This window comes from Aliiroseovarius sp. S1339 (assembly GCF_023195695.1).
GTDB lineage: Bacteria > Pseudomonadota > Alphaproteobacteria > Rhodobacterales > Rhodobacteraceae > Aliiroseovarius.
In genome coordinates this window covers 241295-255492 of the sequence record NZ_JALPQG010000003.1, presented here as the reverse complement: position 1 = coordinate 255492, position 14198 = coordinate 241295, and the positions used below count along the sequence as shown (strand labels likewise).

12 protein-coding genes and 1 tRNA gene are annotated in these 14198 nt (G+C 57.9%); 4 read left to right on the top strand and 9 right to left on the bottom strand.

Annotated elements, in window-relative coordinates; all coding sequences use genetic code 11:
- Positions 1–68 precede the first annotated feature (68 nt).
- Together MUY35_RS06035 and MUY35_RS06030 are read right to left on the bottom strand one after the other, a co-directional pair.
- Positions 69–770 carry a response regulator gene (locus MUY35_RS06035; RefSeq protein WP_248364760.1) on the bottom strand — a complete coding sequence of 234 codons (702 nt, stop codon included), beginning with the start codon at positions 768–770 and terminating at the stop codon, positions 69–71.
- A complete protein-coding gene (locus MUY35_RS06030; protein ID WP_248364758.1) occupies positions 763–1269 on the bottom strand; it encodes a MarR family transcriptional regulator in 507 nt (168 codons plus the stop codon). Before MUY35_RS06030 ends, MUY35_RS06035 begins: the two co-directional genes overlap by 8 nt.
- Positions 1270–1446: 177 nt before the next feature.
- On the opposite strand from MUY35_RS06030, the gene MUY35_RS06025 reads away from it, so the two are divergent.
- On the top strand, positions 1447–2313 hold the full coding sequence (locus MUY35_RS06025; RefSeq protein ID WP_248364757.1) for a branched-chain amino acid aminotransferase: 867 nt from the start codon (positions 1447–1449) through the stop codon (positions 2311–2313).
- A 65-nt stretch (positions 2314–2378) separates the two neighbouring features.
- Positions 2379–2816 carry a hypothetical protein gene (locus tag MUY35_RS06020; RefSeq protein ID WP_248364756.1) on the top strand — a complete coding sequence of 146 codons (438 nt, stop codon included), beginning with the start codon at positions 2379–2381 and terminating at the stop codon, positions 2814–2816.
- Here MUY35_RS06020 and queG read toward each other — a convergent pair.
- The 6 genes from queG to MUY35_RS05990 form a co-directional block, all read right to left on the bottom strand.
- Positions 2813–3853, bottom strand: a complete 1041-nt coding sequence (gene queG, locus MUY35_RS06015; RefSeq protein WP_248364755.1) for a tRNA epoxyqueuosine(34) reductase QueG — start codon at positions 3851–3853, stop codon at positions 2813–2815. The genes MUY35_RS06020 and queG overlap by 4 nt on opposite strands.
- Entirely contained in the window at positions 3850–4515 is a 666-nt protein-coding gene (locus MUY35_RS06010; RefSeq protein ID WP_248364754.1) for a glutathione S-transferase family protein, read from the bottom strand. Before MUY35_RS06010 ends, queG begins: the two co-directional genes overlap by 4 nt.
- 54 nt (positions 4516–4569) lie before the next feature.
- Positions 4570–5313: a monofunctional biosynthetic peptidoglycan transglycosylase gene (gene mtgA, locus MUY35_RS06005; protein ID WP_248364753.1), complete on the bottom strand. Its 744-nt coding sequence runs from the start codon at positions 5311–5313 to the stop codon at positions 4570–4572.
- A gap of 108 nt (positions 5314–5421) precedes the next feature.
- A complete protein-coding gene (gltB, locus tag MUY35_RS06000; RefSeq protein ID WP_248364752.1) occupies positions 5422–9960 on the bottom strand; it encodes a glutamate synthase large subunit in 4539 nt (1512 codons plus the stop codon).
- The gene (locus MUY35_RS05995; RefSeq protein WP_248364750.1) at positions 9957–10385 is read right to left on the bottom strand and encodes a GFA family protein; all 429 of its coding nucleotides are present in this window, start codon (positions 10383–10385) and stop codon (positions 9957–9959) included. The genes gltB and MUY35_RS05995 overlap by 4 nt, the downstream gene beginning before the upstream one ends.
- Before the next feature lie 4 nt (positions 10386–10389).
- The gene (locus tag MUY35_RS05990; RefSeq protein WP_248364749.1) at positions 10390–11823 is read right to left on the bottom strand and encodes an NAD(P)-dependent oxidoreductase; all 1434 of its coding nucleotides are present in this window, start codon (positions 11821–11823) and stop codon (positions 10390–10392) included.
- Positions 11824–12043: 220 nt separating this feature from the next.
- Here MUY35_RS05990 and MUY35_RS05985 point away from each other — a divergent pair, with 220 nt between their 5' ends.
- Positions 12044–12847, top strand: coding sequence for an undecaprenyl-diphosphate phosphatase (locus MUY35_RS05985; RefSeq protein WP_248364748.1), 804 nt, complete (start codon positions 12044–12046; stop codon positions 12845–12847).
- Between the two features lie 48 nt (positions 12848–12895).
- Here the strand turns inward: MUY35_RS05985 and MUY35_RS05980 are convergent, their stop codons facing one another.
- On the bottom strand, positions 12896–13882 hold the full coding sequence (locus MUY35_RS05980) for a complex I NDUFA9 subunit family protein (RefSeq protein ID WP_248364747.1): 987 nt from the start codon (positions 13880–13882) through the stop codon (positions 12896–12898).
- A gap of 141 nt (positions 13883–14023) precedes the next feature.
- On the opposite strand from MUY35_RS05980, the gene MUY35_RS05975 reads away from it, so the two are divergent.
- Positions 14024–14110 (top strand) — tRNA-Leu (locus MUY35_RS05975).
- Positions 14111–14198: the final 88 nt, after the last annotated feature.

Below are 14198 nucleotides of genomic sequence, written 5' to 3'. Positions count from 1 at the left end.
GCGCGACGCTAGGACAATACGGACGGCACAACAAGCCGATGTCTGATCGGGCAATCGCGCCCTCACAATCAATCCGGCGCAAGCATGTATCCCGCACCCCGCACCGTCTGCAAATAACGCGGCTGCTTGGGGTCAGCTTCCAGCTTGCGGCGCAGCCGAGTGATCTGCACATCCACCGCCCGTTCCTGCGCTTGCCCCTGATCGCGACCCAATTGTTCGACCAGCGACGTGCGACTGACCGCATCGCCGGGGGTCGTCGAAAAAATTTTCATCAGTTGCGCTTCGGTCGCGGTCAGACGCACAAGCTGTTCGCCATGCCACAACTCGCCTCGTTCCGTGTCATAGTATTTTTCGCCCAGGTTCAGCACTTTCGGCGCGACCTCTTCCGTGGTCGTCGGCATGCGGCGCAAAATGGCGTTGATGCGCAACAGCAGCTCTTTGGGCTCAAACGGTTTTGCCAAATAGTCATCCGCGCCCGCTTCCAGCCCCTTGATCCGATCCTCGGTATCGCCTTTTGCCGTCAGCAACAGGATCGGCGTCGCCAAAGTCTCGCGCAGCGATCGGGTCAGGCTGATCCCGTCTTCGCCCGGCATCATCACATCCATGACGATCATGTCGAAATCCAACCCCTCAAGCAGGCGTCGCGCATGGGCTGCATCGCGCGCCGCACTGACCCAAAACCCCTGCCGGATCAGGTATTTCTGCAATAGTCTGCGAATGCGTTCATCATCATCAACGATAAGAAGATGCGCTTCGGCCAGATCACTCATCACGTTCATCCTTTGCCCGGTTAAAGTGGCGTCGCAACTCGGGGTCCATCATGGCTTCCAGCACAGAGCGAAAACCCTGCACCGCCTCTGGCCCCGCCTCGCGATAGGCCTGTCGCATACGTTCGCGTTGGGCAGTGGACAATTCCTGCTCAAGCGCAGCGCCGCTTTCCGTCAAAAACAAGTGCCGCTCACGCTTGTCACGCGTGCCAACACGGCTTTCAACCAACCCGTCGTCGATCAATGTGCGCAGAACCCTGTTTAGAGACTGCTTGGTCACGCCCAAAATGGACAGAAGATTGTTCACCGTTGTGCCCGGCGCCCGGCTGATAAAATGCAGCGCGCGATGATGCGCGCGGCCAAGCCGATATTGATCAAGGATGCGGTCCGGGTCGGCGGTAAATCCGCGATAGGCAAAGAACATCGCCTCGATGCCCTTGCGCAACTGTTCATCGGTCAGAAATAGCAGCGATTGCCCGCCCGGTGTCTGCATGTCCGCCATTGCCGACCTCATCACAATTCATGTTACAGGAACTAGTTTTATGTCAGTGTTGTTGACTTTCCAAGAATCAATTGTTAGCGAAATGCTGATTTTGCGTAATTTTATATCCGAACCGGACCTAATCTGCGCAACTTTCGCAAACAGGCCTGCGGGCGACGAACTGGAAAGGACTGGGACATGAGCGGATATGATGACCGTGACGGTAAAATCTGGATGGACGGCCAGTTGGTCGAATGGCGTGACGCAAACATCCACATCCTAAGCCACGCGCTGCATTATGCCTCGTCGGTATTTGAAGGCGAGCGCTTGTATGACGGCAAGATCTTCTTGTCGCGCAAGCATTCTGAACGGCTTTTGAAGTCGGGCGAGATGATGGATATGCCGATCCCCTATACCGTTGACGAAATCGAAGCCGCAAAGCAGGCCGTGGTTGAGGCAAACAACCTGACCAACGCCTATGTGCGTGTCGTGGCGTGGCGTGGGGCGGGCGAAGATATGGGAGTCTCGTCCGCGCGCAATCCGGTGCGGATGGCCGTCGCGGCCTGGGCTTGGGGCGACTATTACGGTGACGCCAAGATGCAAGGTGCCAAGCTGGACATCGCGAAGTGGAAGCGCCCGTCGCCTGAAACCATCCCGACCGCCGCCAAGGCCGCCGGTCTTTACATGATCTGCACCATGTCAAAGCATGCTGCCGAAGCCAAAGGCTGCTCGGACGCGCTGTTCATGGACTATCGCGGCTATGTGGCCGAAGCGACCGGTGCCAACGTCTTTTTCGTGAAAGACGGTGAAGTGCATACGCCGCTGCCAGATGCGATCCTGAACGGCCTGACGCGCCAAACGGTTATTGGTATGTTGCAAGAGAAAGGTGTCACGGTGCACGAACGCCATATCATGCCGGAAGAACTGGAAGGCTTTGAGCAATGCTGGCTGACCGGTTCCGCCGCTGAAGTGACCCCTGTCGGCCAGATCGGCGAACACACCTTCGAAGTGGGCGCCCTGACCCGCGACATCGCGGAAAGCTATGAAAAACTGGTGCGCAGCTAACGCGCATTAACACTTCGTGAACGTGCCCGCCCTATCCTGCCAACAAAACGGGGTAGGAGCCGGGCATGTTCGCACGCCGCGGGGTAATTTTGTTGGTGGTGATCATCTGTGTGGTCGCACTTCCCGGTGCGGCGGCGCTAGGGTGGTATTCGTATACCAAAGACCCGACGTTTCGCCCCCTCGGCGTCACCAAGGCAGACCGGGACAAACAGGACGAAGGCAGGCGGGCCGACATCATCGCACATGTCCGATGGGACGGGATAACTGAAGCCCAATCAAGCGACACCTTTAGGCAATCGCTGATTCAAGCGTTTGACATCAAAAACGTCGATTTACATGCGATCGTCACTGACGCGCCAAACCAAGGCACGTCGGTCACCTATGAGGTCGGTGCCTCGCGTATCGGACCGTTTAAGAAAGCTAGGGCTGTCAAAGGCGTAAACGCCGCAATCGCAGCATTTTATATGCTCGCAGCCCGCCCGTCCGCGCCGACGAGCGACTAGTCGCGGCTGGACAGCTTTCCAACAGCCCAGCGCGCGGCATCCGACACGACTGCATCGTCGTTTTCTGTATGCGCCTGCGCATGGGGCAGTAATGCCGGATCATCCGAATTGCCGATGGCATAAAGCACATTACGCAAAAACCGCGACAACCCGATGCGTTTGATCGGATTGCCAGAAAAGTGCGCCCGGAAGCCCGCATCGTCGAACCCAGTCAACTCGGCAAGCCGGGGGGCAACGAGGTCTGCGCGTGCCGCATACCGCATCTCGGACGCCTCGACTGCGAACTTGTTCCAAGGGCAGGCAGCCAGGCAATCATCGCAGCCGTAAATGTGATTGCCCAATTGCGACCTGAGCGGTTCGTCGACCGGGCCCTTATGCTCGATTGTCAGATAAGAAATGCATCGGCGCGCATCCAGTTGGAACGGCGCGGGGAACGCGTCTGTCGGGCAGGCGTCCAGACACGCGGTGCAAGACCCGCAATTCTCATCCGCCGGTCGGTCGGTCGGCAACTCAAGCGTGGTGAAGATCGCGCCAAGGAAAAACCAGCTTCCAAGCTCTCGTGACAGAAGGTTCGTATGTTTGCCCTGCCAGCCCAGCCCGGCGGCCGCGGCAAGGGGTTTTTCCATCACCGGGGCGGTATCTACGAACACTTTGATCTCGCCACCGAAACTGTCGATCATCCATCGCCCCACCCGTTTCAGGCGTTTTTTGACGATATCGTGGTAGTCGCGGTTTTGCGCATAAACGCTGATGGCCGCGCGGTCGGGCATCCCCACCACCTGCATCGGATCATGCGCAGGCGTATAGGGTTCGGCCAGCATGATGACGGTGCGGGACTCTGGCCACAAAGCAGCAGGATTTCCCCGCCAGTTCATCCGATCGCCCATCCATCCCATATCGCCGTGGCGACCTTGTGCCACAAAGGATTCCAGCCGGTTTGCAATTTCGGGCACAGAGTCAGGGCGGCAGAACCCGAGCTGCGCGAACCCTTCGTTCTGGGCTGTGTCGATGATGGCCTGCCGTATCTCGGCGGTCAAAAATCAAGGTCCGAATAGTGCGGAGGCTGCGGAAAGCCGGGGATCTGATCGGCAAGGATCGACCGGAACGCGGGGCGTGATTTTATCTTGGCATACCATTCGCGCACGTTCTCGTTCCGGTTCCAGTCCACGTCATTGATATAATCCAGTGACGACAGATGGGCAGCCGCAGCAAAATCGGCAAGCGTCATCGCATTGCCAGCAAGCCAGCGGCGCTGTTCCAACAACCAATCCATATAGTCAAGGTGATACTTGATCGCCTTCGCCCCGGCCTTGATGTTGCGACTTTCTGGATAGCCCGCCCCCATCACCTTTTTGTTGACCCGCTCGTAAAGCAGGTTTGCGGTGACTTCGTTATGGAACTTGTCGTCAAACCAACTGACCAGACGGCGCACTTCATACCGACCTTCGGGGTCGGTGGGCAGCAAGGCCGGCGTTGGGTGGCGTTCTTCGATATATTCGCAGATCGGGCCGCTTTCACTTAGCAGCTTGCCGTCCATCTTCAGGATCGGCACTTTGCCAGCCGGGTTACGAAGCAGAAAATCTTTGCTGCGCTCCCAATACTTTTCCTCGACCAGTTCGACCTCGATCTTCTTTTCGGCAAGCGACAGGCGCACCTTGCGGCAAAACGGGGACAGGGGGACGTGAAAAAGTCGGTTCATGGCGTTTATCAGAATTCTTTCTTTGTCCCGTATTGCCGCTTTTGCGCCTTGGGATCAATCCTCGAAACAAGAAGCACGCCCATCCGCGCGGATCGTAGCCGCCCCGTCAAGGATCGATTGCGCGCGTTTGCGCACAAATGGCGATGGACGAGAGGCCGAACGCTCCTTGGGATTGGGCAGTAACGCCGCCAGACGCGCGGCCTGCACCGCTGTTAGCTTATCCGGGCCAACGCCGAAATAATGATGCGCCGCGGCCTCCACGCCAAACACCCCTTCATCAAATTCGGCAATGTTCAAATAGACCTCGACGATACGTCGTTTGGACCAGAACAGTTCGACAAAGGGCGTGAAGCTGGCCTCCAACACCTTGCGCGGCCAGGACCGCCCGTGCCAAAGATAAACGTTCTTGACGACTTGCTGGGTCAGCGTCGAGGCCCCCCGCGCGCCGCCGGCGTCAATCGCGGCCCGGATGGCGCGCATATCAAAGCCCCAGTGCTGGCAAAAATTCGCATCCTCTGCCGCCACGACCGAGCGCGCCATAACAGGTGCGACCTCGTCCAGATCAACCCATTGGTGATCAGCCCAACCCAGACGCATTTTTTCCCCAATAATGTGGGGGGTGGTGGGGGGATTGACGAACGCATAGCCCACAATGCCCAGCGCAAAGAACGCAATGACCGCCAGAAGCGCACGCTTTAACCAAAGCCTGATCCACGCGATGGGATGAAGCTTTAGGCGCTTTTTCTTTTGCGCCTTTCTTTTGCCCGCTGGCTTCTTTTTTTTTGCTGCTCGTGCCACGCATCTTTCAGACCATGATGCGGCGATCCGGTCAAGGCGCGCGGGATGGCGATGGGTGCAAAACAAAGCGCCCACCGATGAGGCGGGCGCTTGTGCTTTTGTCTGGTGTTACTCTGCCAGTATGGCGTCCGCCTCATGGCTCAGCGGCGCGGGCAGTCTTTCCAGCATCTCAATCGGGCAGACCTGAAGGAAGTTACCTTTCTCAAGATCCCAATGCCGCAGGATTTCCGTCGCCAACAGGCTGCGGGTTTCTTCGGCGTGGCGTTCGATCAGCGATTTTAGCTGGGCTTCCCAATGGTCGACTGTGACCGGGTTGGTCACAAGGCTTTCCATGTTCATGTATTTCTGCGCAACGCCATCGGGGTCATACAGATAGGCCATGCCGCCCGTCATACCCGCGCCAAAGTTGGACCCGATGGACCCAAGGATCACCGCGACACCGCCGGTCATATACTCGCACCCGTTCGAGCCACAGCCTTCGATCACCACATGCGCGCCAGAGTTTCGCACGGCGAAACGTTCGCCCGCACGCCCAGCGGCAAACAGGTAGCCGTCCGTTGCACCATAAAGCACCGTGTTGCCGATGATCGTATTTTCACAGGCCACTAACGGGCTGGACAGCGGCGGGCGCACCACAATCGTGCCACCAGACAGGCCTTTGCCGACATAATCGTTGGCGTCGCCCGACACCTCGATCTTCAAGCCCGGAGCGGCGAACGCCCCCAGAGACTGTCCGGCCGAGCCTTGCAGCTTCACCGTCAGGTGGTCAGGTTGCAGGCTGTTGCGCATGCCAAACCGTTTAACGATATGGCTAGAAATGCGCGTGCCGACCGTCCGGTGCGTATTCTGCACCGTATAGGAAAGCTGCATCTTCTCGCCATCTTCAAGGAAGCGATGCGCGTCGCGCACGATTTCTGCATCCAGCGTATCAGGCACCGGATTCCGGTCGCGATTGCGGTTGTACACAATCTTATCCGCGCCATCGACGACCAGCAGAAGCGGGTTCAGGTCAAGGTCATCCAGATGTGCCGAACCACGGCTGACCTGGCTCAGCAGATCAGCACGCCCGATCACCTCATCCAGCGACCGCGCACCGATCGAGGCGAGGATCTCGCGCACTTCCTGCGCATAGAAGGTGATCAGGTTGACCACCTTGTCCGCGCTGCCGGTGAACTTCTTGCGTAGGTCTTCATCCTGCGTGCAGACGCCCACGGGGCAGGTGTTCGACTGGCACTGACGCACCATGATACAGCCCATCGCGATCAGGGCGGCGGTGCCGATGCCGTATTCCTCAGCCCCCATCATCGCAGCCATGACGATGTCACGACCGGTGCGCAGACCACCATCGGTGCGCAACGTCACACGGTCGCGCAGGTTGTTCATCGCCAACACTTGGTGCGCTTCGGTCAGACCCATTTCCCACGGCAGTCCCGCGAATTTGATCGAGGTCGCCGGCGACGCGCCTGTGCCACCATTGTGGCCCGAAATCAGGATCACGTCGGCCTTGGCCTTCGCCACACCCGCGGCAATCGTACCAACGCCCGAGGCCGCAACCAGCTTCACCGTCACCTTGCAGCGCGGGTTGATCTGCTTGAGGTCATAGATCAACTGGGCCAGATCCTCGATCGAATAGATATCGTGGTGCGGCGGCGGTGAAATCAGAGTTACACCCTTGGTCGAATGGCGCAGACGCGCAATCAGGTCCGTGACCTTCATGCCGGGCAACTGCCCGCCCTCGCCGGGTTTGGCACCTTGGGCGACCTTGATTTCCAACTCTTCACACTGGTTCAGATATTCGGCGGTCACACCGAAACGGCCCGACGCCACCTGCTTGATCTTGGCTGACGGGTTGTCACCATTCGGTTCCGGATGGAAGTGTGCGGGGTCTTCGCCGCCCTCGCCCGAATCCGACTTGGCGCCGATGCGGTTCATCGCAACATTCAGCGTCTTATGCGCCTCGGGCGACAACGCGCCCAGCGACATGCCGGGTGTCACGAACCGTTTGCGGATCGCGTTAATGCTTTCGACCTCTTCAATCGGGACTTCCTTGCCCAACGGTTTGATGTCCAGCAAATCGCGCAAATGGATCGGAGGATTGGCCCGCATCCGCGCTGAATACTGCTTCCACATCTGAAACGACGCACTGTCACAGGCAGATTGCAACAGGTGCATGGTCTGCGCTTCCCATGCGTGTGTCTCACCTGACCGGCGGGCTTTATAGAAACCACCTACCGGCAGGACCTGATTACCACCGCCAAAACCTGCGGCGTGCACTTCTTCCAATTTCTTTTGGATGCCGTTCACACCAATGCCCGAAATACGCGAGGTCATACCGGGGAAATATTCGGCAACCGTGGCGCGGCTTAGCCCAACGGCTTCAAAGTTCAGCCCGCCACGATAGGACGAGATGACCGAGATTCCCATCTTCGCCATGATCTTCAAAAGACCCTGATCAATCGCTTCGCGATAGCGGCGCACAGCTTGGGTCAACGTGCAGTCCAACAGACCGCGATCAATCCGGTCCGCCAGCGAATCCTCGGCCAGATAGGCGTTCACCGTGGTTGCGCCACAGCCAACAAGCACAGCAAAATAATGCGGGTCCAGACATTCGGCCGAACGGATATTGATCGAACAGAACGTGCGCAGGCCTTTCTTGACCAGCCAGCTGTGGACAGCGGATGTCGCAAGGATCATCGGCATCGCGATACGGTTTTCGCCTTGAGCCTGATCGGTAAGCACAAGGTGCCCGGCGCCCGAACGCACCGCATCTTCGGCTTTGGCACGGATTTCGCCCAGCGCGATACGCAAAGCGCCTTCGTCACCACCAACCGGGAAAGTGCAGTCAATCTCGACCATCTGCGCGTTGAACACTTCGGTCATCTTTGCGAACTGTTCGTTGCCAACAAAGGGGCTTTCCAGCACGATAATCTCGGTCTGTGCGCTGCTTTCGTCCAGCACGTTCTTCAGGTTGCCAAACCGAGTCTTCAACGACATCACGCGGAACTCGCGCAACGAGTCGATGGGCGGGTTTGTCACCTGACTGAAATTCTGGCGGAAAAAATGGCTAAGCGGGCGGTATTTCGTCGAAAGAACAGCCGAGGGCGTATCATCACCCATTGAGGCCAGCGCTTCTTTCCCATCCTCGGCCATCGGCGCAAGGATCTGTTCCAGCTCTTCCAAGGTATAGCCGGCGGCCAACTGACGGCGACGCAGTTCGTCACCGGAATAGACCGGCTTTTCTTCGACCTCGGTAAAGCCTTCGCCCAGATCATTGATCTTGCCGACCCATTCGCCAAAGGGTCGCGAATCCGCCAATTTGTTCTTAATTTCGGTATCGTGATACAGCTTGCCGTCAACCGTATCGACAGCCAGAAGTTGCCCCGGCCCAAGCGCGCCTTTTTCCACAATACCTGCTTCGTCAATCGGCACCATGCCAGCCTCGGAACCAGCAATCACAAGACCGTCGCCTGTCACAACATAACGCATAGGGCGCAAGCCGTTGCGGTCAAGCCCCGCACAGACCCAACGACCATCTGTCATCGCCAAAGCGGCGGGGCCGTCCCACGGCTCCATCACCGAGTTGCAATAGGAATACATGTCTTTCCAGGCCTCGGGCAGTTCGACCGCCTGCTTGGACCAGCTTTCCGGCACCAGCATGGTTTTCGCCATCGGGGCCGAGCGGCCTGCGCGCACAAGCACCTCAAACACTGCATCCAAAGCCGCCGAGTCTGACGACCCACCCGGAACGATCGGTTTGATATCTTCCGCCAGATCACCAAAGGCGCTGGAGGCCATGCGGATCTCGTGGCTTTTCATCCAGTTCAGGTTGCCCTTAAGCGTATTGATCTCGCCGTTATGGGCCAGCATCCGGAACGGCTGCGCCAACCACCATTGGGGGAACGTGTTGGTCGAATAACGCTGGTGATAAATCGCGAAGGTCGACGTGAACCGTTCGTCCATCAAATCGGGGTAAAATTCGGCCACCTGCTCGGCCAGCATCATGCCTTTATAGATGATCGAGCGGCAGCTGAGCGACGCAATATAAAGCCCGTTGATATGTGCGCTTGCCACGGCTTTTTCGATCCGACGGCGGATCACGTAAAGCTCGCGTTCGAACGTGTCTTCGTCCACGCCTTTCGAGTTCGAGATCATGATCTGTTCAATCTCGGGCCGTGTGGCGTTGGCTTTTTCACCAAGGCAGGTGATGTCCACCGGGACGTGGCGCCAGCCATAGATGTGATAGCCCAAACGCAGAATTTCGGATTCAACAATGGTCCGACACGCTTCTTGCGCGCCGAAATCGGTGCGTGGCAGGAACACTTGGCCAACGGCAATCAACTGATCTTCACGCGGCTCGTGCCCAGTGCGACGGATCTGGTCATGGAAGAACGGAACCGGGATCTGAACATGGATACCCGCACCGTCACCCGTCTTGCCGTCTGCGTCAACAGCGCCACGGTGCCAGATGGCCTTCAGCGCGGCGATCCCTGCCTCGACAACAGCGCGCGACGCCTTGCCTTCAATCGACACGACCAGACCAACACCACACGAGCTGTGTTCGTCTTCTTCGCGATACAGGCTGTGTTCGCTCATGAACTTGCGTTTGGCTTCCTCGCGGCGGACCCAATCGGCATCATATTTCGTCATTCCGGTTCTCCTTCCGCGAAGGAGGCAAATTGTGCCTCTACTTCGGCTTTTGTTTGCGTGACGTGATTGCCCGCAAAGGCAAACCCGTCTGGCTTTCGATCTATGTAAATTTCTTTCGTCATCGACAGACCGCCCATGTCGTCGACCAACCCTGCCGAGATGGCATAAAAATCGTCATGTCCCGGCAAGGTCAGATGATACCAAAGCGTTGTGCCGCAGGTGTCGCACCACGCGCGTTCTGCCCAATCGGATGACGCAAACGCTTTCACCGGGCCCTCGACTTCAAGCGTGCCGGGTTCGACATCAATTTCGACAAAGGCAGAGCCAGCCCAGCGGCGACACATATCGCAGTGGCAGGCATGAAGTTCCGGGGCTTTTGGCTCAAACGAAAGCTGAACCGCTCCGCATAGGCAATGTCCGTTCATCGCTTTACTCCGCTGCGATCCGAGCCGCCAGGCTCAGATGTTCCAAAATGTTCGCCCCGGCTTCCCGCCCGTCGCGAATGGCCCAAACGACCAGCGACGCACCGCGCACGATGTCACCTACGGCCCAGACGCCATCCAGATCGGTCTGATGTGTCTCGAATGCGGCTTTGACCGTGCCCCAGCGGGTCACGACAAGGTCCTTTTCGCCCCAAAGCGTGGGCAGGTCTTCGGGCTCAAACCCAAGTGCTTTGATGACCAGATCAGCGTTTTCGGTGTAATCCGCACCTTCGATCACTTCTGGGCTGCGACGGCCCGTGGCATCGGGCGCACCAAGGCGCATTTTCTGCACCATCACGTCGGTGACGGGGTCGCCGACAAAACCCTTCGGGGCGGTGAGCCAGACGAATTCCACACCCTCTTCTTCGGCGTTTTGTGTTTCACGTTGCGATCCGGGCATATTCGCGCGGTCACGCCGATAAAGGCATTTGACCGATTTCGCGCCCTGACGGATCGCTGTGCGCACGCAGTCCATCGCGGTGTCGCCACCACCGATGACAACGACTTCTTTGCCCTCTGCGTTCAGCTCTCCGCTTTCGAATTCTGGCACAGTGTCGCCGAAGCTTAGCTTGTTCGAACATGTCAGGTAGTCAAGCGCCGGGACGATCCCTTTGCCACCCGCGCCCGGACCGGACAGATCACGGCCTTTGTAAACTCCGGTTGCCAGCAGGACCGCATCGTGTTTTGCGCGGATATCCTGAAAGCTGAGGTCTTCGCCAACATTGCAATTCAAAACGAATTCAACGCCTGCATCTTCTAGCAACTTGACGCGCCGCATGACGATGTCTTTTTCTAATTTAAAGCCGGGAATGCCATAGGTCATCAAACCACCCGCGCGGTCGTGACGATCATAGACCGTTACCTTGACCCCGGCGCGCACCAGAACATCGGCGGCGGCCAAACCACCCGGCCCCGAGCCGATGATCGCAACACTTTCGTCGCGCGCGGCAGAGGGTGTGATCGGTTCGACCCATCCATTGTCCCACGCCGTGTCAGTGATATATTTTTCAACCGCGCCGATGGTGACAGTGCCATGTCCTGATTGTTCGATCACACAATTGCCTTCGCACAGACGGTCCTGCGGGCAGATGCGACCACAGATTTCCGGAAAGGTGTTGGTGGATTGGCTCAGTTCATAAGCTTCTTTCAGACGGCCTGTGGCTGTCATGTGCAACCAGTCGGGAATATTGTTGTGCAACGGGCAGTGCGACTGGCAATATGGCACACCACATTGGCTGCACCGGCTGGCTTGCTCGGCGGCCTTTTGGGCGGCATATTCGGCATAGATTTCGTGGAAGTCTTCACGCCGCGCCTCGGCGGCGCGTTTTTCGGGCATATCCCGCTCGACACTCACGAATTTCAACATCGGCTGCTTTGCCATCCTGGCTCTCCGTCAAATTAGCTCGAACCTGAGCTTCTAATTGGGGTTTGGACGAAATAAAAGACAGTATATCTGACCTTTATGTAGTTTATATAACAGAAAACCTCCCCGATGCGCAATTATTTTCAATTTTTAGGTCATATATACTTCCCCTTTATCGCTCTTCCCTTTCCAGACCGCTGGTTTAGCTTGCCCAGCAACCCATTTTAGAAAGCCGCACATGACCCTTGCCCATCTGTTTCTTGTCGCAGTGATACAGGGAATCACCGAGTTTCTGCCGGTTTCATCCTCTGGACACCTTGCCTTGATTCCCCACCTGACCGGCCTGCCGGATCAAGGGCAAACCATCGACGTGGCCGTGCATTTGGGGACGTTGGGCGCGGTGGTGCTGTTCTTTTGGGCCGACGTCCGCATGGGGCTGGCCGGTATTCCACGCATGTTGACCGGGCGGATCGACACGCCCGGCGCGAAGCTCGCCTTCCTGCTGGCAATTGCGACCATACCGGCGATTGGATTTGGCCTTCTGCTGAAACTTTCGGGGCTGGATGATGCCATGCGGTCGGTCAAGGTCATTGCATGGACCATGATCTTGTTCGGGCTGGTCCTGTATTGGGTCGACCAGAAAGGCCCGGCCGAAAAAAGAGCCGATGACTGGATGCTGCGCGACGCGATTATCATGGGGCTTTGGCAAGCGCTGGCGCTGATTCCCGGCACATCACGGTCGGGTGCCACGATTTCGGGTGCCCGCGCGCTTGGATACGAACGTCCTGACGCGGCAAAGCTGTCCATGCTCATGTCGATCCCCACCATCTTCGCATCCGGTGTCCTGCTGGGGGCCGAGGTCGCGGCAACCGCCAACCTTCAAGTTGCCAAGGACGGTGCCATTGCTGCGGTGCTGGCCTTTGTGTCGGCGCTTTTGGCGCTCAGCCTGATGATGCGCTTGCTGCGGTCCGTCAGCTTCACGCCCTACGTGATCTATCGAATCGCCTTGGGCGTCGTGCTGTTGGGCATTGCCTATTTATGAAAAAGGCGCGGTCGATGCCGCGCCTTTCCCGACCTCGCGCAACCGAGCCTAACCGTTGGTGCGCAGGTTCTTTGCCGAATCCTGAATGGCCGCGAACTGACCATTGTGACGGAAGCGCCAGAGGTAATCCGGTAAGATCGCCTCCATCGCCGTCGGGGTAATCCCCAGATCAGCGAACCCTTTGGCGTCATCCGCGACGACGTTGTCATGCGCCAGCGAGCGCACCTGATCGCGCGTCAGTGGCGATTTGATCAAGCCGCCTGAAATCCATTGAATGAAATCAAAGATCGCAGCCTGCAACTTGGCAATCCCAAAGGGCAGGTTGATCACAGCCCGACGACGCTGAACCACGTCCAGCATCCGGTCAATCGATTCACGCAGGGTTTCGACTTCCGGCCCGCCAAGCTCGTAAATGCCCGGCTTAGCTTCCCCAAGAACGGCTTTTTCGGCGGCGGCGGCCACATCATCCACAAAAACCGGCTGAAAACGCGTGTCGCCACCGGTAATAGGAAGGATCGGCCCAAAGCGGGTCATGCCAGCAAAGCGGTTAAAGAACTCGTCCTCGTGACCAAAGATCACCGAGGGGCGCAGGATAACGGCATCGGGAAACGCAGCCAAAACGCCTGCTTCGCCCTGCGCTTTGGTCTGCGCATATTCGCTGTTGCTGTCTGCATCCGCACCAATCGCCGACAGTTGGACCAACTGCCCCACGCCCTGCTCCGCTGCAATCCGTGCGATACGCTCAGCACCTTCATGGTGAACGGCGTCAAAGTTGTTTTTGCCGATTGAGTTCAGGACACCAACGCAGTTGACCACCGCATCCGCACCGATCATCGCATCGCGCACCGACGCGTCATCGCGGATGTTGCACAAAACCGGCTCGACCTGCCCGACGACGCCATAGGGTCGCACGAACAGGGCTTCGTTTGGCCGGCGAACAGCGACGCGCACACGCCACCCCTGCATGGCCATGCGGCGCGCAATATAGCGCCCGACAAAGCCAGAACCGCCATAGATGGTGACAAGCTTGGACATGGTAGCTCTCCTTGAAAACCTTATGGTTTGAATAGCTTTCCGCGGCGCTCAGAGCAAGGTGCAAACCGAATTCTTGAAAACCCCGCGGATTGCAGTTGACAGTCCCAGCAGGTCACTTTACATCGCGGCCTGACCAACCGTGCCCAGATGGCGGAATTGGTAGACGCGCTAGCTTCAGGTGCTAGTGTCCGTATGGACGTGGAGGTTCGAGTCCTCTTCTGGGCACCATTTCTCTCAAATATCGCAACACCTTTGCGCCGACGTCAGGTCAGGCAGCACCGCACTATTTGTGCGACCTGCTTCTTTATTTTCCCTT